At 73.9% G+C, this 17,264-nt stretch carries 19 protein-coding genes; 6 read left to right on the top strand and 13 right to left on the bottom strand.

Annotated elements, in window-relative coordinates; translation table 11 throughout:
* Positions 1 to 40 precede the first annotated feature (40 nt).
* From ACFZB9_RS23630 to ACFZB9_RS23600, 7 genes are all read right to left on the bottom strand, one after another.
* The gene (locus ACFZB9_RS23630; protein ID WP_391450143.1) at positions 41 to 814 is read right to left on the bottom strand and encodes a ferritin-like domain-containing protein; all 774 of its coding nucleotides are present in this window, start codon (positions 812 to 814) and stop codon (positions 41 to 43) included.
* A gap of 185 nt (positions 815 to 999) precedes the next feature.
* Positions 1,000 to 1,374 carry a hypothetical protein gene (locus ACFZB9_RS23625; RefSeq protein ID WP_391450141.1) on the bottom strand — a complete coding sequence of 125 codons (375 nt, stop codon included), beginning with the start codon at positions 1,372 to 1,374 and terminating at the stop codon, positions 1,000 to 1,002.
* 94 nt (positions 1,375 to 1,468) lie between these two features.
* A complete protein-coding gene (locus ACFZB9_RS23620) occupies positions 1,469 to 1,885 on the bottom strand; it encodes a roadblock/LC7 domain-containing protein (protein ID WP_391450139.1) in 417 nt (138 codons plus the stop codon).
* Between the two features lie 34 nt (positions 1,886 to 1,919).
* On the bottom strand, positions 1,920 to 2,876 hold the full coding sequence (locus ACFZB9_RS23615; RefSeq protein WP_391450137.1) for a transcriptional regulator: 957 nt from the start codon (positions 2,874 to 2,876) through the stop codon (positions 1,920 to 1,922).
* Positions 2,873 to 3,256 (bottom strand): hypothetical protein, encoded by a 384-nt coding sequence (locus ACFZB9_RS23610; protein ID WP_391450135.1) that lies wholly within the window; start codon positions 3,254 to 3,256, stop codon positions 2,873 to 2,875. Before ACFZB9_RS23610 ends, ACFZB9_RS23615 begins: the two co-directional genes overlap by 4 nt.
* 432 nt (positions 3,257 to 3,688) lie before the next feature.
* The gene (locus ACFZB9_RS23605; protein WP_391450133.1) at positions 3,689 to 5,170 is read right to left on the bottom strand and encodes an amidase; all 1,482 of its coding nucleotides are present in this window, start codon (positions 5,168 to 5,170) and stop codon (positions 3,689 to 3,691) included.
* Positions 5,171 to 5,258: 88 nt separating this feature from the next.
* Positions 5,259 to 6,146 carry a 4Fe-4S domain-containing protein gene (locus ACFZB9_RS23600; RefSeq protein WP_391450131.1) on the bottom strand — a complete coding sequence of 296 codons (888 nt, stop codon included), beginning with the start codon at positions 6,144 to 6,146 and terminating at the stop codon, positions 5,259 to 5,261.
* A 240-nt stretch (positions 6,147 to 6,386) separates the two neighbouring features.
* Between ACFZB9_RS23600 and ACFZB9_RS23595 the strand changes: the two genes are divergently transcribed.
* Positions 6,387 to 7,292 carry a hypothetical protein gene (locus ACFZB9_RS23595; RefSeq protein ID WP_391450129.1) on the top strand — a complete coding sequence of 302 codons (906 nt, stop codon included), beginning with the start codon at positions 6,387 to 6,389 and terminating at the stop codon, positions 7,290 to 7,292.
* 164 nt (positions 7,293 to 7,456) lie between these two features.
* Entirely contained in the window at positions 7,457 to 8,212 is a 756-nt protein-coding gene (locus ACFZB9_RS23590; protein WP_391450127.1) for a TIGR00266 family protein, read from the top strand.
* Positions 8,213 to 8,219: 7 nt separating this feature from the next.
* On the opposite strand, the gene ACFZB9_RS23585 is transcribed toward ACFZB9_RS23590, so the two are convergent.
* Complete coding sequence (locus tag ACFZB9_RS23585; RefSeq protein WP_391450125.1) at positions 8,220 to 10,367, bottom strand: MMPL family transporter; 2,148 nt, start codon at positions 10,365 to 10,367, stop codon at positions 8,220 to 8,222.
* 314 nt (positions 10,368 to 10,681) lie between these two features.
* Positions 10,682 to 11,224: a TetR/AcrR family transcriptional regulator gene (locus tag ACFZB9_RS23580; protein WP_391450123.1), complete on the bottom strand. Its 543-nt coding sequence runs from the start codon at positions 11,222 to 11,224 to the stop codon at positions 10,682 to 10,684.
* A gap of 101 nt (positions 11,225 to 11,325) precedes the next feature.
* Here ACFZB9_RS23580 and ACFZB9_RS23575 point away from each other — a divergent pair, with 101 nt between their 5' ends.
* Positions 11,326 to 11,907 carry a nuclear transport factor 2 family protein gene (locus ACFZB9_RS23575; RefSeq protein ID WP_391450121.1) on the top strand — a complete coding sequence of 194 codons (582 nt, stop codon included), beginning with the start codon at positions 11,326 to 11,328 and terminating at the stop codon, positions 11,905 to 11,907.
* 39 nt (positions 11,908 to 11,946) lie between these two features.
* On the opposite strand, the gene ACFZB9_RS23570 is transcribed toward ACFZB9_RS23575, so the two are convergent.
* Together ACFZB9_RS23570 and ACFZB9_RS23565 are read right to left on the bottom strand one after the other, a co-directional pair.
* Positions 11,947 to 12,303, bottom strand: coding sequence for a PRC-barrel domain-containing protein (locus ACFZB9_RS23570; RefSeq protein WP_391450120.1), 357 nt, complete (start codon positions 12,301 to 12,303; stop codon positions 11,947 to 11,949).
* A 106-nt stretch (positions 12,304 to 12,409) separates the two neighbouring features.
* Positions 12,410 to 12,841 (bottom strand): SsgA family sporulation/cell division regulator, encoded by a 432-nt coding sequence (locus ACFZB9_RS23565; RefSeq protein WP_391450118.1) that lies wholly within the window; start codon positions 12,839 to 12,841, stop codon positions 12,410 to 12,412.
* A 216-nt stretch (positions 12,842 to 13,057) separates the two neighbouring features.
* Here ACFZB9_RS23565 and ACFZB9_RS23560 point away from each other — a divergent pair, with 216 nt between their 5' ends.
* The gene (locus ACFZB9_RS23560; RefSeq protein WP_391450116.1) at positions 13,058 to 14,062 is read left to right on the top strand and encodes a YdcF family protein; all 1,005 of its coding nucleotides are present in this window, start codon (positions 13,058 to 13,060) and stop codon (positions 14,060 to 14,062) included.
* A gap of 19 nt (positions 14,063 to 14,081) precedes the next feature.
* Here ACFZB9_RS23560 and ACFZB9_RS23555 read toward each other — a convergent pair whose 3' ends face one another.
* Both ACFZB9_RS23555 and ACFZB9_RS23550 read right to left on the bottom strand, forming a co-directional pair.
* Positions 14,082 to 14,570 (bottom strand): ATP-binding protein, encoded by a 489-nt coding sequence (locus ACFZB9_RS23555; RefSeq protein ID WP_391450114.1) that lies wholly within the window; start codon positions 14,568 to 14,570, stop codon positions 14,082 to 14,084.
* 130 nt (positions 14,571 to 14,700) lie between these two features.
* The gene (locus ACFZB9_RS23550; protein ID WP_391450112.1) at positions 14,701 to 15,099 is read right to left on the bottom strand and encodes an STAS domain-containing protein; all 399 of its coding nucleotides are present in this window, start codon (positions 15,097 to 15,099) and stop codon (positions 14,701 to 14,703) included.
* Positions 15,100 to 15,371: 272 nt separating this feature from the next.
* Here ACFZB9_RS23550 and ACFZB9_RS23545 point away from each other — a divergent pair, with 272 nt between their 5' ends.
* The gene (locus tag ACFZB9_RS23545; RefSeq protein ID WP_391450110.1) at positions 15,372 to 16,295 is read left to right on the top strand and encodes a SigB/SigF/SigG family RNA polymerase sigma factor; all 924 of its coding nucleotides are present in this window, start codon (positions 15,372 to 15,374) and stop codon (positions 16,293 to 16,295) included.
* Positions 16,296 to 16,413: 118 nt separating this feature from the next.
* Complete coding sequence (locus ACFZB9_RS23540) at positions 16,414 to 17,220, top strand: SDR family NAD(P)-dependent oxidoreductase (protein WP_391450107.1); 807 nt, start codon at positions 16,414 to 16,416, stop codon at positions 17,218 to 17,220.
* The last annotated feature ends 44 nt before the right edge of the window (positions 17,221 to 17,264 follow it).

Here is a 17,264-nt window from a genome sequence, read left to right as displayed (position 1 = left end):
GGTTGTCCTCGGCTTCGGCCGAGCTGAGCTGCGCCAAGCCCTAGGGTTCAACGGTCGCGGGGGCGCCCAGCGCGTTGCGGCGCTCGGGCATCCGCAGCGTGGTCATCCGGCGCCAGCCGCCGAGCTGTTCGTAGCGGTAGACCGCGTGGATGCCGCCGGCGAGCACGGCGGACTTGGCGCGCGGCCAGTGCAGGATGGCGGCCAGGTGCGCCATCACCGCGAGGCTGACATCCCGGTAGGCGCGGATCTCGGCGCGCGCCGTCTGCTGGAGGGTGTGCATGATCAGCCGTCCGTGTCCGGCGGCGGCCAGCCGCAGCAACTCCTCATGGCAGTAGGCGAGGTGGTTGTCCTCGTCCTCGGAGATCATCCGCACCGCGCGGCCGACCTCGGGGTGGCCGCCGAAGACCTTGCGCAGCAACTGCATCTGCTCGGCGGCGCGCTGCTCGGTGACCCGGCTGTGCGCCAGATAGGTGATCACGTCCCGCTCGGTCAGCGGCTCGTCGCGGCGCAGCCGGCTGTGCGCCAGGCCGATGCCCTGGCGCTCCAGGATCATCGTGTAGTCGGTCTCGTCGGGGACCGGGACGGTGCCCAGGCCGCGCTTGTGCAGCAGGGCGTTGAAGATGCGGCCGTGCTTGTCCTCGTCGGCCCCGTGGCGGGCGATCTTCGGGGCGAGCTCCTGGTCGGCCACCAGCAGGGCGATCCGCCCGTTCTCCCAGCCGCCCTGGTCCTCGCCCTTGGCGGCGATCGAGCAGAAGAGCTGGAACGCCTTGTCGTTGCTGTGGATCTCCTGGAACAGACTGCGGGCTGACAGCACCTGCACCACCCTCGCGCGGCCGGCCTGGGCCGGGATTCGGAGTCGGAACTCCGATCAGTGAACGCAGCCCGTGGGGCCGCGGCAACAGCTGACCCGCGCGTTTGCCCCGTTCGGGGGATGGCGGATGGCGCGGACGGGGCAACGTGCCCGTCCGCGCCCTTCCCACGACCTGCCGGGCCGGGGCGTCAGACCTCCAGGTCCGCCTCGATCTTGGCCAGCTGGTGGCGTGCCATGGCGAGGTTGGCCCGGCGCCGGTCGAGCGCCAGGTAGAGGAAGAGGCCCTTGCCGCTGCGGCTGGTCAGCGGCCTGATCAGGTGGTACTGGCTGCTGAGCGTGATCAGGATGTCCTCGATGCCGTCGGCCAGGCCGAGCATCTCCATGGTGCGCAGCTTGGCCCGCACGACGTCCGTGTTGCCGGCGGCGGCGACCGTCAGGTCCAGCCCGCCACCACCGTCCACGGTGCCCAGCGCCATACCGCTGCCGTAGTCCACCAGGGCGGCGCCGATCGCGCCTTCCACGGTGCTCATCGCCTGGCGCAGCGAGTTGTCGGCGTCTGCCATGTCGTATCTCCCGAGGTTGCTGGTGTTGTGGGGTGCAGTGGCGCAGGGAAGGTGGGGGTGGTCAGCGGGTGGTCAGCGGGTGGTCAGCGGGCGGTCAGGGGGTGCTCTGGAGCAGCTCGCCCAGGCGCTGCGCCGAGCGCCGCGCCTCCAGGTGCAGGCGCCCGACGCTCACGTCCGGATGGGAGAGCAGCGTCAGGACGCAGACCGGGCCGGCCGCGTAGGTCGCCACGTAGCCGTGCTCGCCGCGGACCAGCGACTCGCGGAAGTCGCCCTGACCGGTGGTCTCCGCGAGCCGCCGGGCCACCCCGAGGGTGGCGGCGGTCAGCGCGGCCAGGCTGTCCGGCTCGGTGCCGTGCGTGTCATGGGCGAGCAGCAGGCCGTCCACGCTGGCGACCAGGCCGCCCGCCAGGTGCGGCACCCGCTGGCGCAGCACCCGCAGCTCGGCGAGCAGGGCGTTCTCCAGGGCCGCCGAGTGGCGCCGTTCGCCGCGCGGTTTCAGCGCCCGCCTCATGACCGGGTGCGGGGGGCGGCGGGTGGAGAGGGGGTCACAGTCGAGCCTCCAGAGCGGTTCGGATCCGGAGCAGCAGGGCGATCTCCGGGGCGTGGACGGACGGCGGGTGGTCCGCCGCCGGGACCGCGCGGCACCGGGGGGCGCCACGGGTGCGGTGCGGGAGCGGGAGCGGGTGCTCGTCGGGGAGGGGCGGCGCGGGGAGGGCGGGCGCAGGCAGGGCCGGCGCGGGCAGGGGCGGCACGGGGCGCGGCGGGCGTTCGACCGGGCCGGCGGCGCTGCTCCCCGAGGGCGCGGCCGGCGGCGTGGCGACCAGGCCGGCCGCGGCGAGCCGGCGGACCTCCAGGACGGTGGCGTAGCTGGAGCGGCCCAGCAGGCGGGCCAGCTCGGCCGGGGTGCGGCGGCCGTCGGCGTGCTCCAGGATCTCGCGCCGTCGGCAGCCGGGCGGCAGCGTGCCGGGCAGCGTCCGGCCGGTGCGCACCACCGGCGCCGAGTCGACCTGCGGCCAGGGCCAGATCCGCTGGAGCAGCAGGCGGCGGCGGACGACCTCGCGGTGCAGCAGCCGCGGTGTCACGGCGTTCACCGGGCCCAGCCAGTGGCGCACCCCGGGCTCGAAGCCGGTGCGACGTGAGCCGGGGCTGAGCGCGAAGTAGGCGGCGTCGTGCAGCGCGGCAACCGCGCAGGCCTCCAACTCGCCTTTGGTGAGCACCCCTTGGGCGACGAGCAGGCGGCCGACGAGATGCTCGGCGGCGAACCGGTCCACGAGGTGCTGCCAGGCGTCCGGGGTGATCCGTCCGCAACCGGTCAGCAGCTCGCCCAGGCCCAGGGCACGCGGGCTCTCGACGTGGACCACGGCGCCGTGCTGAAGGAAGAGGGTGCCGGTCTCGGTGTGCAGCGCCCCGGTGGCCCGTCGGTCGGCCAGTCGCGCCACGGCGGCTTCGTCAAGAACGGTGTGCTCGGTGACGGCGCGGTGGGCGACGGCGGTGGTCTTCACCCGAGCACCAGTTCCTCCGCGAGGGCCTGTAACCGCAGCCGCGCGCCGGCCAGGTTGGCCTGGTCGCGATCGAGCCACAGGTGCAGCAGCAGCCGGCTGTCGAAGACCGTGCCGACCGGCCGGAAGAGGTGGTAGCTGCGGTTGCTGGTGAGGATCAGGTCCTGCAGGGGCAGCCGCGGATCGCTCGGGTCCGCGAAGCTCAGGCTCTCGGCGGCCAGCCTGACCAGGTCGGTCGCCTCGGTCGCGGTGGTCTCGTGGTCCTCGGCCGCGCTGACGCCCGCCGTGCCCAGTGCCAGCCCGCTGCCCCAGTCGAACAGGCCCGCCCCGCGGGCGCCGGGTATCCGCAGGGCCGCGGACAAGCAGTCGTCGATCCCCGGCACCTGGGCTCCTTCGGGTGGTGACAGCGGTCGGGCAGGGCGGCGCGAGGCCGAACGTCCGCTACGACGCGTCGCTCTTCTGACACGGAAGGCTACTGAGTGACGCCTGCGTTATGACAATGCCATTGGCATATCCACAGACTGGGCGACTCTTTCAGGCCACCCCGTCGGCCCGCCGTCCTCATGGCCGCAGCGCTCCTGCGTCGTGCTTCGGTGGCCGGGCGGGCCGGCCATGCCCGCGTGGCAGGCCGGGAGTTGGCCGGTTCTCGTCCGGCGTGGCGGGCTGTCGCGGATGCCGGCTCGCGCTGTGGCGGCCGCAGCGCCGACTGGAGATGCCCAGCGGGCTGGTGACCCTGCTCTTCGCGTTCGGCGGGTCGCTGCGGCTGGGCCGGGCCGGTCCTCGCCCGGCCGGTCCTCGGCCGGGCGGTGCTCCGTTCAGAGCGTGGGGGCCAACTGGGCCCACGGACGGGCGGATTCCAGTTGTCCGGCGAGGGCGAGCAGGGTGCCCTCGCCGCCCAGCGGGCCGACGAACTGCACGCCCAGCGGCAGGCCGTCCGGGGTGCGGTGGGTGGGCACGCTCATCGCGGGGCGGCCGGTGAGGTTGGCCAGTTGGGTGTAGGGGGTGGCCGAGAGGTTGGCGATGATGGCACGCTCCCAGGCCTTGGTCCCGGACAGGGTGCCCAGCAGGCCCAGGCGCAGCAGGATGCCGGCCACCGCGCGGACCGGGCGCGGGGTGGCCAACTCGCCTATCCGCACCGGCGGGCGGGCCAGCGTCGGGGTGAGCAGCAGGTCGTAGCGCTGGTGGAAGGCGGCCAGCGTGCGGTTGTAGATGTTCCAGCGCTGGCGGGTGCCGTGGTAGTCCGGGGCCCGCTGGGCCCGGCCCGCGGCGGCCAGCAGCAGGGTGTCCAGCTCGAAGCCGTCCAGCCCGGCCCCGGTGACGCGCCGGGTCTGCGCCACCGCGTGGGCGGCCTGGACGCACCACATGCTCAGGAAGTCCAGGGCCATGCGGTGTTCGTCGATGCCGGTCTCGGCGGGCTCGACCTCGTGGCCGAGGTCGGCGAGCAGCGCGGCGGCGTCCTCGACGGCGGCCACGGCCTGCGGGTGCACCGGGGTGCCGAGCGGGGAGCGGGTACTGAAGCCGATCCGCAGCCGCCCCGGTTCGCGCCGGGCGAGTTCGGCGTACGGCAGGGCCGGGCGGGCGGCGAGGTAGGGACCGCCGGGGTCGGGCGTGCCGGTGAGGACGTCGAGCATCGCCGCGGAGTCGCGCACGCTGCGCGAGATGACGCCGTTGCTCGCCGCGCCGTCCAGGTGTTCGGCGGACAGCGGGCCGGCCGGGACCAGCCCGCGCCCCGGCTTGAGGCCGAAGAGCCCGCAGCAGGCGGCGGGGATCCGGATCGAGCCACCGCCGTCGCTGGCGCCCGCCACCGGCACGATGCCCGCGGCGACCGCGGCCGCCGAGCCGCCGGAGGAGCCGCCGGGGGTGCGGCCGAGGTCCCAGGGGTTGCGGGTGGGGCCGTTGGCCTCGGGCTCGGTGATGCCCTTGATCCCGAACTCCGGGGTGTTGGTCTTGCCGAGGACCACCAGCCCGGCGTCCAGCCAGCGGCTGACCACGGTGCTGTGTTCGGCGGCGACCCGGTGGGCCAGCGCCCGGCAGCCGCTGCCGGTGGGCAGTCCGGCGTAGTCCTGCTGGAGGTCCTTGAGCAGGAACGGCACACCCGCGAAGGGCCCGGTCAGCGGCTCCTCGGCGCGGGCCCGGGCGAGCTCGTACATCGGGGTCACGATGGCGTTCAGCCGGCCGTTGACGGCTTCGGCCCGGGCGATCGCCAGTTCGAGCAGTTCGGTGGGCGACACCTTGCGCGCCGCCACCAACTCGGCCAGGCCGACGGCGTCGTGTGTCCGGTACTCGGCGTAGTCCACCGGGGGGTACCTCCTGAGGCTAGGTCTGCTGGGGGTGGACAGTACACGCGCCCCGGTCCGCCACCAAGACCCTTGGGAGCGCCGCCGGCTACCAGCGGACGGCGGTGAAGTCGATGGGCCTGGGCCGGAGTTGCCCGGTGCGCTCGGCCAGGTTCAGCAGCCGCTCGGCCATCTGCGCGGCGGGCAGTCGCCGTCGGTCGCCATGGCCGGGCAGCAGCCACTCGAAGCGCAGCCGGGGTGCGGTGCGGGCCAGCGAGGCGGCCAGTTCGCGGATGGAGTACCAGGTGACGCTGTCGGGGACTTCGAGATCCCCGGTGGTCCGTGACCAGTAGAAGCTGTCGCCGCTGAAGCAGTACCGGTCGTCCGCGAGGTACAGGACACTGCCCTCGGTGTGGCCGGGCAACGGGAAGGCGGTCACTCCGGCGGCGATCTCGGTCGGCTCGGTGCCGCGCAGCACCTGGTCGGCGTCCGGCACGGCGTCGAGGTCGCCCTCGTGGATCCACAGCCGGGCGCCGAACTCGTCGGCGTAGCGCCGGCCGTGGGCGACATGGTCGCGGTGGGTGAGCAGCACGTCGGTGACGGGGCCGAGCGCCCGGTAGCGGGCGGCCAGTGCGGCGCTCCAGCGCGGTGTGTCCACCATCATCGCGCTGCCGTCGGGACGGCTGAGCAGGTAGGAGTTGGCGCCGGCGGTGCGCGGCGAGTTGTGTCCGCAGAGCCGCACGCCCTCGTCCAGGGCCAGCGGGAACGGGTCCTGGGCCGGGTCCAGCGGCCCGTGCGGCGGGCGGATGGAGCGGGTCGGGCAGGCGTGGGCGGCGGCGTGCAGTGCCTCCCGCTCGGCCTGGTCGCGCGGTTGGCGCAGGACCACCGAGCGGCCCTCGGCCTCACCGATCAGGCCCGGGGCCAGCTGCCGTGCGACATCGCAGTTGGTGCACCGCTCGTCGACCCGCCAGCCATCCGTCGGCTGTTCAGCACCCATGGTCGGACCCCTCTCGGCAGTGGCGCCCCCGGTCGGGCGCCCGCTTTCAGAAGTACCGTGCGCGGCAGGGAAACCGGAAGAGGGCCGGGATCTTGTGGTTCCGCTGCGCGGGCGCTCTGCCGAACGGATGGGCCGAACGGATGGGCCGAACGGTTGGCCGAACGGATGGGCCGGGCGGCAGGTGGTCCGGCGGGCGGGGGCGGTCGACCGGCCGTCGGTGGTGATCACTACAGTGCGGCCGTGGCCGAACATGAGAACACTGACGAACTGTGGGCCGAGTTCGTCAGGGAGTACGAGAAGGACAACGCCGTGCACGAGCCGAGCGCGGCCGAGCGCGCCCAGGCCCGCCCACCGGCCCAGCCCCGCCCACCGGCCCAGCCCCGCCCGTCGGCCCAGCCCCGCCCGTCGGCGCAGCCCCGCCCGTCGGCCCGGACCCGTCGACGGGCCCTGCGGTCCGTGGTCGCCGCCGCGGTGGTGGCGGCCGCGGCGGTCGGCGGCTACCTGCTGTGGCCCGCCGGTCAGCGCTCCGCACCGTCGGCGAGCCCCGCGGCCGCATCGCGCGGCGGTGCGAGCGCCGGCGGTTCGCCGAACGCGCAGGCGCTGGCGGACAGCACCACGGCACAGTCCGCACCCGCCGGGACGGCCACCGCCACGAGCCCGGCGCCGGTCACGGCGGCGATCCCGCTGAGCGTCTTTCCCGACCGGACCGCCGGCTTCACCCGGGTCGCGCAGAGCGCCGACCGGAGCTGTACGGGCGCCGGCACGGTCGGACCCACCCTGGCCGGGCTCATCACGCAGAGCCACGGCTGTCTCGGGGTCGACCTGGCCCTCTACAAGGACGCCGACAACAACGCGTACGACCTCGCCGTCTTCACCATGAAGGACCCCATGGACGCGACCGGTCTGATCACCAGGCTCGGCGCCGACCCGGGCGACTACCAGGTCGCCGTCCAACTGCCGCCCAAGGACTCGGGTCTGCGGGCGCTGCCCGCGGACAGCGGTCTGGTCCAGCAGTTCGCCGGCCTGGGTCCGGCGATGGTCGTCGGGATGGCCCAGTGGTCCGACGGGCACACCGGCGACTTCAATCAGCTGGAGGACCGGCTGAAGCCCTTGGTGGACAGCGTGGTCAAGGCCGTCCCCCACTGAGTCGCCCGGCCGCTGTCACCGGTCGGTCCCGGTCCTGTCCCAACCGCGCCCCCGGCCTTGGCCGGGGCGGTCGGCGGCGGTAGCGTCCAAGGGCGAGGTGGCGTCGGACCGCCTTCGGCGGTTCGCCGGGCGGCGGGGCCGCCCGGCAGGGGGAGGAGCTCGGGATGCGGGCGGTAGTCAAGGGCAGCACCATGCCGGTGCTGGAGGTCGAACTGGAGTCGGGCGAGAGCCTGGTCTCCGCCCACGGCGAGCTGTCGTGGATGTCGGCGAACATGCAGATGTCGCAGACCACCAACGCCGGTGGCGGCCGCGGCGGCCTGATGAACACGCTCAAGCGTGCGGTCGGTGGCGGCGGCATCTTCCTGACGCAGTACCAGGCGCAGGGCGGCCCGGCCCTGGTGGCCTTCGCCGCCAAGGTGCCGGGGCACATCGTGCCGGTGGACATCGCACCGGGGCGCGGCATGCTGGTGCACCGGCACGGCTGGGTCTGCGGCACGCCGGGGGTCAGCCCCACCGTCGCCCTCCAGCAGTCCTTCCGGGGCGGCCTGTGGGGAGGCGAGGGCTTCGTGCTCCAGCGCCTGCAGGGGCAGGGGCGGGCCTGGGTGGAACTCTCCGGTGAGCTCACCCAGTACACCCTGGGCCCCGGTCAGACCATGCTGGTCCACCCCGGGCACGTCGGGATGTTCGAGGAGTCGGTGCAGTTCAGCATCACCCGGGTGCCGGGCATCGCCAACAAGGTCTTCGGCGGCGACGGCTACCACCTGGTCGCGCTGACCGGCCCGGGGCAGATCTGGCTGCAGAGCATGCCGCTGTCCAACCTGGCCCACGCGCTGGAGCCCTACCTGGCCCGCGACGCCGCCACGGCCGGCGCCGAGGGGGTCGGCCTCGGCGGCATCGTCGGTGGCATGCTGCGGAACTGACGCATCGTCAACTGGGCTGCGGCAGTAGCCGGGCGAGCGGGCGGGGCAGCCACCAGTTGAGGTTGCCCAGCAGCTCCATGATCGCGGGCACCAGCACCATCCGGACCACGGTGGCGTCCAGGAAGACCGCGACCGCCAGGCCCAGGCCGAACTCCTTGACCGCGATGTCGGGTGTGGCGAGCACCGAGAGGAAGACGGTCACCATGATCGCGGCGGCCGCGGTGATCACCCGGGCGGTGCGGCCCAGGCCCTGGGCCACCGCCTCCCTGGTCGGCGCGCCGGCGTCGTACTCCTCCCGGATCCGGGAGACCAGGAAGACCTCGTAGTCGGTGGAGAGCCCGAACAGGATCGGGAAGACGAACAGCGGCACCCAGGCCGTGATGGGCGCGGTGGTCGGGAACCCGAGCAGGCCGCCGAGCCAGCCCCACTGGACGATGGCGACCAGCACACCGAAGGCCGCGCCCACCGACAGCAGCGTCATCACCGCCGCCTTCAGCGCGATCGTCACCGAGCGGACCAGGACCAGCAGCAGGACCAGGGCCAGCCCGATCACGGTCGCGATCAGCCAGGGCAGCCGCGCCGACACCTCGGCGGCGAAGTCGGTGTCGCCCGCGGTGGGACCGCCGATGTGCACCACCAGTCCGGTGCCCTGGACGGCGGCGGGGACCACCTGGCCGCGCAGCCGGTCGAGCAGCTTCGGGGTGGCCGCGTTCTGGTGGGCGGTGGTCGGATAGGCGATGAAGAGCGCGGCCAGGCCGTCCTGGCTGGTCTGCGGGGGCGTGACCGCGGCGACGCCGGGGGTGCGGGCGACGGCGGCGACCACCGGGTCCAGCTGCGCGCCGCCGCTCGGGGCGCCCGGCGGGGGCGTGGCGGGCAGCGCGGCGACCAGGATGAAGGGCGCGTCGAAGCCCGGCCCGAAGCCCTGGCTGAGGATCCGGTAGGAGGCGTAGCCGCTGGTGTCGTGCGGCTCGGTGCTGTTGTCCTCGAAGCTCAGCCGCATCGAGAAGGCGGGCACGGCGAGCACGATCATCAGGGCCGCGCCGGCCAGCAGGCCGGTCACCGGGCGGCGCTGGATCACCCGGGCCCACCGCTCGGCCATCGGGCTGCGCGAGCCGGTCCGGCCGAAGTACGGCAGCTTGAACCGGTCGATGCCGCGACCGGCGAAACCGAGCAGCGCGGGCAGCAGGGTGATCGCGGCGATCATCGTCATCAGCACGGTGACCGAGGCCGCCACGGCGGTGGCGTTGAGCAGCTTCTGCTGGACCACGAAGAGCCCGAGCATCGCGATCACCACGGTGGCCCCGGCGAACAGCACCGAGCGCCCGGCCCGCGCGATGGCCACCACCACGGCGTCCTCCGGCGTCAGCCCGTCCGCCAGGCCCTCGCGGTAGCGGGTGACGATGAAGAGCGCGTAGTCGATGCCCACGCCCAGGCCCAGCAGCGTGGAGACGATCGGACTGAACGACGGCGCGGGGAACGGGTAGCCGAGCAGGAAGATCAGGGCCAGTCCGGTGCCGATGCCGAACAGTGCGGTGAGCATCGTCAGGCCCGTCGCCAGCAGCGAGCCGAACGCGATCAGGATGACCACCATCGCCGCCAGGCCGCCGATCGCATCGGACGCGCCGCCGTACGGGGTCTCGGCCGTCACCACGTCGGCGCCGCCGAGCGCGAAGGTGACGCCGGTGCCGCCGGCCGCCTTCACCTGGTCGATGAGGTGGCTCACCTCGCCGGTCGGCAGTGGGGTGACGGAGGACTGCAAGGTGGCGAAGGCGATCGTGCCGTCCGCGGAGATCTGGCCGGGGCTGCTGTACGGCGAGTGCACCGTGGTGAGGTGCGGGGAGCCGGACAGCTCGGTCACCAGGGTGTCCACCCGCGAGCGCACCTCCGGGGTCGCGACGCCCGCCGGGGCCTGGATCGCCAGCGTCAGCTCACTGCCCTGGCGCTCGGGGAAGTGCTGTTTGATCAGGTTCTGCGCCTGCGCGGACTGCGAACTTCCGCCGGTGAAGTGGTTGTCGGCGGGCGCCTTGAAGGCGAAGCCGACGACCAGCAGCAGGACGGTGCCGATCACCCAGAGCAGCAGCACGAGTCGGCGACGGCGGTAGCAGAAGCGGCCGAGCCGAGCCATCCGCCCTTGACGGGTGACTGCTGATGCCATGCCAGGACCACCTCGTCAGCCGCCGAGCGCCTCGGCCGCGCCGAACCGGCGCAGCCTTCCGATCAAAGCGCGCGGGCGGGGGAGGCGCACGCCCGGCGCGCCGATCGGCCGACGATGGTGCGCGCGAGGCCGGTGATCAGCCGCGGAGGCTAGTGCCGCGTCAGGCAACCTTCGCCCCGTCGCGACGCCCGGCACGCACTCTCGCCGCACCGGCCGAAAGCCCAAGTACGTCCAGTACGAGGGCTTCCGGCCGGCACGCCGATAGCACGCACCGAACGCCGCTCCTTGGCGGGCAAAAGTTGCCTGACGCGGCACTAGGGCTTGTCAGCCAAGCCCTGGTGGTCCAGGCCGCTGATCAGCTCGTCGAGGAAGGCGTCGTCCAGGGGGCGGCGGGCGATCAGCGCCTGGTAGAAGACCGGCCCCACCAGGCGGGCGAACTGGGCGTCGGTCAGCGGTCCGGTCGCCGCGCTCAGGGCCCGCTGGCGCAGGTCGGCCACCTGGCGCAGCACCTCGGCGCTGGTGCTGTCGCGCTCGGCCTGGGCGACCAGGGCGCCGAGCACCGCCAGCGTCCCCGGGGTGCGCAGGCTCTCGCGCACCCCGTGCAGGAAGGCGCCCACGCTGGGCGCCGGAGCCTCTGGGCCGCCGTCCCGGTCGCCCGGTTCGTCCAGGTAGTAGTGCAGCGTGACGTCGACCAGCAGCTGTTCGCTGGTGGCCCAGTGCCGGTAGAGCGTGTTGCGCGACACCTGGGCGCGCCGGCCCACCGCGCTGAACGTCACGGCTGCCGCGCCCTCGGCCAGCAGGAGCTCGCGCGCGCATGCGAGCACGTGCTGCCGCGTCCGGTCCACTCGGGGATCCATCGCCCACCTCCGCGGACAGCCTATAGGGAACACTCTGTTGCTTATGGAGCAACCTGTCCCATAGATTGCCGGAAAGGAGCCCACGGAGAGAGGACACGCCCGTGAACGACGTCGTCGAGGTGACCCAACTGGTCCTGCACGAGCGCCAGGCGCGCGACCGCGGTTGGTGGGAGCCGATGCGTGCCTGCTTCGCGTCCACGGCCACCGTGCGCCTGAGCTGGTTCCGCGGCAGCGCCGCGGACTTCGTCACCGCCTCCGAGCGGATGGTGGAGAGCGGTGACCGGGCCGCCCACCGGCTCGGCCCGCCGGTCGTCGACATCCACGGCGCGCGGGCGGTGGTGGAGCTGCCCGCGGCGATCGAGCTGCGGGCCGAGCTGGACGGCGTCGAGGTGGACCTGACCTCCTACGCCAGGCTGGTCTACCGCGCGGCGCGGCACGAGGGGCGCTGGCTGATCGAATCCTTCGACCCCGTCTACGAGCGCGACACCCTGGTGCCCAGCCACCCGGGCGCCCGGCTGGAGCTGGACCCGGCGGAGCTGACCGGGCTGCGCCCTGCCTACCGGCTGCTCGGCCACCTGCTCGGCCGCCGCGGCTACCGGATCGCGGACGACCTCTACGGCGACGACCGGCCCGAGCCGGTGGCCGCCTTCTACCGCGAGACCTTCGCCTGGCTGCGCGCCTGACCGGCCGGCCCGGGCGCACGGGCCTGTCCGGCGGGCCGGTCAGGGGCGGCCCAGGCGCCGCGCGCCGCCCGGGGCGGTGTCGTAGGCCAGCTCGTAGTGGGCGAAGACGGCCGCCTCGTCCTCGGCCGGCAGCACGTCGTCGGTGCCGATCGACGGCGCGTCCTTGACCTGGTCACGGGGGTAGCGGACCTTCAGATAGCCCGGCCCCACGCTCGCGCCGGCCAGCGGCACGAAGGTCAGCCGGCGCCGGGTGGGCATGCCGACCAGCACGGTGGCGAACGCGGGCTGGTCGCTGAGGGTGTCCACGTAGACGGCCTCCAGCGGGCCGATCCGGCGGCCCTCGACGTCGACCACGTCATGGCCGCGCCACTCTCGGATGTCCTCGGGCTCGAACACTGCTCGACCTCCTCGCGCTCGGCTGCTGCTCCGGCACGCTCGCGCTGTGACAATCCATCGTCTCGCGGGTACGCCGCGGCGGCGCGTCCGCCCGGTGGGCGCCGTCTCACTGCCGGCGGTTGGCGAACTCCTCGGCCGTGCCGGGCCAGCACAGCCGTTCGCTCTCGGTGCCCGGCGGCACCAGGCGGTAGCTTGCCGCCAGGAACTCCCGCAGGTCGGCCTCCTCCAGGTGGAAGGCCGCGAAGCCGTCCACCGAGTGGAAGGTCAGGCACACGGTGCCCGCCGCGGGCACCGGCCGCACCCGCAGGTCGCCGAGCCCCGCCGGCTCGTGGCTGCCCTCCGCCAGCAGTTCCCGGCCCACCGTCCAGGACAGGCCGCTGCCCGCCGCGCCCGGATCGTTGTCGAACCGGGCTCCGCTCGGGAAACAGAGGTGGACGGCGTACGGGTCGTCGGAGCGGTAGCGCAGGATCACCTGGAGGCGGCGCGGGAGCGGGCCGGTCAGCTCCCCTGTGGTGAGGTACTCGACGGTCTCTGGCATGCCCGGCCTCCTGGCGGCAAACGGTTGTACTTTGCTATCAGCAGTGCCGCGTCTGCCCGGAAAACCGCGCTCCATGCCGGGCGTGTCGCACGGCATCGAGCCGTCGATCCGGGGGCGCCCGGCACCGGCACCCAAGGTCGGGATCTCGTACCAGGACCGAGCCGGTTTCGGAACAACGGGGCCGGTGCGGCGCGCCCGCTCCCTAGGATCCATCGCATGCTCGCCTATCTGCTGGCCGCCCTGCTGGGCGCCGCGTTCGCCGTCCGGACCCGCCGCGACCGGCGGCGGTTCGGCAACGGGGTGCTGCTCGGCCTGGCGCTGTGCTGCCTGGCGCTGGGCCTGCTCGGCGAGCTGAGCCGGTTCCCGGTCCGGGCGGGGCACCTGGTGCTGGCGGTGCTGCCCACCCTGGTCGGGCTCAGCGTGCTGGCGACCGCGATCCTGCTGGTGGCCAACGGGGTCACCATGGTCCGCCGGGAGGGCGGCAGGCTGCCCAACCTGCTCTCGGGCCTGGCCGGACTGGGGATCTTCGCGCTGCTGGGCCTGCTGCTGGCCGCCGTGCACCTGGACAGCCGCCCGCTGCGGATGCTGGCCGTCGTGCTGCTCCTGCTCGCCGGCTACTTCGGCTTCCTGCTGCTCTGCTTCGTCGGCTACGCCCTCCTCTACAGCCGCCTGATCCGCCGGCGCCCGGTGGACTTCGTGGTGGTGCTGGGAGCCGGGCTGGTCGACGGGGCGCGGGTGCCACCGCTGCTCGCGGCCCGGCTGGAGCGCGGACTCGCCCTCTACCAGGCGCAGGCCGGGCGCGGCTCGGCGCCGCTGCTGCTGGTCTCCGGCGGCAAGGGCTCCGACGAGTCCCGCTCGGAGGCCGACGCGATGGCGGACTACCTGATCGGCCGCGGCCTGCCTGCTGCGCGGATCAGGCGCGAGGACCGCTCGACCAACACCGAGCAGAATCTGGCGTTCAGCCGGGCGCTGATGGAGGCGGAGCGGCCCGGCTACCGCTGTGCCGTGGTCACCAGCAGCTTCCACGTGCTGCGCGCGGCGGTGATCACGCGCCGGGCCGGGGTGCCGGGCCAGGTGCTCGGCGCGCCGACCGCGCCGTACTACTGGCCCAGCGCGACGCTGCGCGAGTTCGTCGCCGTCCTGGTCGGCCACCCCGTCACCAACCTGGGGGTCTGCGCACTGCTCGTGCTGCTGGGCACGAGTGCCGGGTGGCACCGCTGAGGCCCATCGGGGGGCGGGGTCAGCCGGCGGGCAGGTCGATCTCGGCCCAGACCGCCTTGCCGGGCCCGTCGGTGCGCGGGGTGTGGCCCCAGCGGCTGGCGAGCAGGGCGACCGTGTGCAGCCCGTGGCCGCCGGGGTGCCCGGGGGTGTGCGGCACCCGGGGGACCGGCGGGGTGGCGACCGCGTCGAAGACCTCGATCCGGATGCACCGGGCAGTCGCGCGCAGCACCAGCTGGTCCGCCCCGCCGGTGTGCTGGCAGGCGTTGGTGGCCAGCTCGGAGACCAGCAGCAGCAGGTCGTCCGCCCTGGCCTGCTGGTCCGGGTCCTGGGTGGGCAGCAGCCCCCAGTCGTGCAGTGCCTGGCGGGTGTGGTCGCGGCACTGCCCGACCGTGCCGCGGGTACCGGCCAGGCTCAGCCGGCGGGTCTGCCCCGAGGCGGGCAGGCCGGGCAGCGTGCGCAGGCCGGGCAGCGCGGGCCGGTCGCTGGTCCGGAACTCACTGGCGCTCATCTGTCCTCACTTCGGCGGCCCGGTGAAGTGGCGGTGGTCGACACTCGCTGTCTCGTGTGCCCACTGGAACGGGCCGGACACCTGGTGCGTCGGTGCCCGGAGCGCGAGCAGCGGCACGGCCGACGGACGGTCATCCGCGGACGGCCGCGGGGACGTCGGGGCGGATGTCGAAGACGGCGTCGGTGCCGGTGAGTTCGAAGACCCGGGCGACGGCGGCCTGCAGGTCGGCCAGGACCAGCGTGAGGTTCGCCTGCTGGGCCTCCATGCGAGTGGTGAGCAGGAGGTTCAGGCCGGTGGAGTCGCAGAAGGACAGGCCGTGGCAGTCCACCACCACGCGCTCGGCCGCCGCGCCGATGGCCTCCCGCAGCCGCTCGTGCAGCAGGCCGGCGCTGTCGTAGTCGAGTTCGCCGACCGGGGAGACGACGACGGCGCCGTCCGTGGCCCGCACCTCGGCGGTGAGCCGGGCCGCCGGCTGCCGCCTGCTGGGCGGCACATTGGCCCCGCCCTGGGCGGGGACGCTGTTGCGCATGGTGCTCCTTCGTCTGGCCTTCGCCGGGGCCACGCCGTGCTGGAGCCGGCCGCGCGACGCACTGCTTAGACCATACGGGTGTGGCCCGCGCGCGGGTAGGCGCGGCAGCCCGGTCCGCGATCCCGGTGGCGAGGCTGTGAAGCCTTCGGGTCGGATGTGGTGAATGCGTGATGTCTCGGTGGAATCTCGGCGAAAGGAGGTCTGCCCCGGGTCAACCGGGGCACCGGACTCCCTGTTGCCAGGAGCGAGCGACTTCCAGCAGAGGAGAGAGCATGCCGACCATCGTGTCCGGCCCTTCGACCGCTGCCCAGCGCGACGGCGCCCGGCCGACCGAGCCCGCGCCCGTGCCGGGCGTGACCGGCCCCGCGGACCTGACCAGGATCGCGGCCGACCTCGGAATCGACACCGACGACCTGGCGCGGGTCTGCCCGGCGGACGCCCGGGCGCTGTCGAAGGTGCTCTTCGACCGGCTGCGCGCGGCCGAGGAGGGGACCGCCGAGTACTCCTACGTCCGCGGCACCCTGATCGAGCTGAACATGGCGCTGGTCCGGTTCGCGGCCGGCCGGTTCGCCCACCGCAGGGAGCCGCTGGCGGACATCATGCAGGTCGGCACGATCGGCCTGATCAAGGCGATCGACCGCTTCGACCCGGCGTACGAGGTGGAGTTCTCCACCTTCGCGCTGCCCACCATCAGCGGCGAGATGAAGCGCTTCTTCCGGGACACCGGCTGGATGGTGCACGTTCCGCGCCGGCTGCAGGAGCTGCGACTGACGCTGGCCAAGGCCTCGGACGCGATGGAGCAGCTGCTGGACCGGGTGCCGACCGCGGCCGAGCTGGCCGCCCACCTGGACCTGACCGAGGAGGAGGTGCTGGAGGGCCTGACCGCCGCCCAGGCGCAGAGCACCTCCTCGCTGGACGCGCCGGCCGGCCCGGACGGGGCCGTGGACGGGTGCCCGCTGGGCGAGCGGCTGGCCGTGGAGGAGCGGGCCTTCGAGACGGTGCTCTGCCTGGAGGCGCTCAAGCCGCTGATCGCCGCGCTGCCCGAGCGCGACCGCACCATCCTGTCGCTGCGCTTCGGCACCGAGCTCACCCAGGCCGAGATCGGGCGTGAGCTGGGCATCTCGCAGATGCACGTGTCGCGGCTGCTCAACCGGATCCTGGTCCGGCTGCGCACGGCGCTGCTCAGCGAGGTCTGAGCCTGAGCCTGGGCCGGTGGCCGGTGGCCGGTGGCCGGTGATCAGTGATCAGTGATCAGTGATCAGTGATCGGTCCAACTCGTGGTGCTGGTGGCACGGTTGCGCCTATCGTTGCGCCATGGCGGGATTCGACGGGTACGGGGTGCTGGTCACCGGCGCCGGGCAGGGCATCGGCGCGGCGATCGCGCGGCGCTTCGCCGCGCAGGGCGCGGGGGTGCTGGTCACGGACCTGGACCCGGCGCGGGCCGAGCAGGTGGCCGGCGCGATCCGGCAGGAGGGCGGCGCGGCCGAGGCGGTGGGCTGCGACGTCGCCGACCGCGCGGCGGTGACGGCGGCGGTCGACCGGGCCGTGCGGGCCTTCGGCGGTCTGGACGTGCTGGTGAACAACGCCTACGCCTGCCACCCGGATCCGGAGTTCTTCGAGGACCACCAGGACGCGCCCTGGTACCAGGACTTCGAGATCACCCTGCACGGCGCCTACCGCTGCGTGCGGGCCGCGCTGCCCAGGCTGGTCGAGGCCGGCGGGCGCGGCGCGATCGTCAACATCGGCTCGGTCAACGCCGAACGCTGGTTCGGGGTGCACGCCTACAGCGCCGCCAAGGCCGCGCTCGCCTCGTTGACCCGCACGCTCGCGGTGGACTGCGCCCCGCGCGGTGTGCGGGTCAACCTGGTCGAGCCCGGCACCATCGGCACCAGCGTGTGGGACGACCGCCCCGGTGTCCTGCGGCGTGCGGCGACCCAGTACCCGCTGGGACGGGTCGGCCGGCCCGAGGACATCGCGGCGGCCGTCACCTTCCTGGCCTCGGCGGACGCGTCCTGGATCACCGGGGTGACGTTGCCCGTCGACGGCGGGCTGCTGGTGAGCAACCTCGGGCTGAACCAGGCGATGTCGCCGCCCTTCGACCAGGGCCCGTCGGAGGGTTAGGGCCCGTCCGAGGGTTAGGGCCCGTGCTGTGCCGCGGGTTGGGC

Origin of the sequence: Kitasatospora sp. NPDC008050 (genome assembly GCF_042957465.1) — a bacterium.
GTDB lineage: Bacteria > Actinomycetota > Actinomycetes > Streptomycetales > Streptomycetaceae > Kitasatospora.
Note: the sequence above shows the minus strand (reverse complement) of the source record. Positions and strands in the feature narration are given on the sequence as shown.

What these genes read in the sequence shown, in the direction of transcription:
- ACFZB9_RS23625 (WP_391450141.1), bottom strand. Translation starts at nt 1,374, where the DNA reads ATGGCAGACGCCGACAACTCGCTGCGCCAGGCGATGAGCACCGTGGAA.
- ACFZB9_RS23620 (WP_391450139.1), bottom strand. Translation starts at nt 1,885, where the DNA reads ATGAGGCGGGCGCTGAAACCGCGCGGCGAACGGCGCCACTCGGCGGCC.
- ACFZB9_RS23600 (WP_391450131.1), bottom strand. Translation starts at nt 6,146, where the DNA reads ATGGGTGCTGAACAGCCGACGGATGGCTGGCGGGTCGACGAGCGGTGC.
- ACFZB9_RS23590 (WP_391450127.1), top strand. Translation starts at nt 7,457, where the DNA reads ATGCGGGCGGTAGTCAAGGGCAGCACCATGCCGGTGCTGGAGGTCGAA.
- ACFZB9_RS23585 (WP_391450125.1), bottom strand. Translation starts at nt 10,367, where the DNA reads ATGGCATCAGCAGTCACCCGTCAAGGGCGGATGGCTCGGCTCGGCCGC.
- ACFZB9_RS23580 (WP_391450123.1), bottom strand. Translation starts at nt 11,224, where the DNA reads ATGGATCCCCGAGTGGACCGGACGCGGCAGCACGTGCTCGCATGCGCG.
- ACFZB9_RS23565 (WP_391450118.1), bottom strand. Translation starts at nt 12,841, where the DNA reads ATGCCAGAGACCGTCGAGTACCTCACCACAGGGGAGCTGACCGGCCCG.
- ACFZB9_RS23560 (WP_391450116.1), top strand. Translation starts at nt 13,058, where the DNA reads ATGCTCGCCTATCTGCTGGCCGCCCTGCTGGGCGCCGCGTTCGCCGTC.
- ACFZB9_RS23555 (WP_391450114.1), bottom strand. Translation starts at nt 14,570, where the DNA reads ATGAGCGCCAGTGAGTTCCGGACCAGCGACCGGCCCGCGCTGCCCGGC.
- ACFZB9_RS23550 (WP_391450112.1), bottom strand. Translation starts at nt 15,099, where the DNA reads ATGCGCAACAGCGTCCCCGCCCAGGGCGGGGCCAATGTGCCGCCCAGC.
- ACFZB9_RS23545 (WP_391450110.1), top strand. Translation starts at nt 15,372, where the DNA reads ATGCCGACCATCGTGTCCGGCCCTTCGACCGCTGCCCAGCGCGACGGC.
- ACFZB9_RS23540 (WP_391450107.1), top strand. Translation starts at nt 16,414, where the DNA reads ATGGCGGGATTCGACGGGTACGGGGTGCTGGTCACCGGCGCCGGGCAG.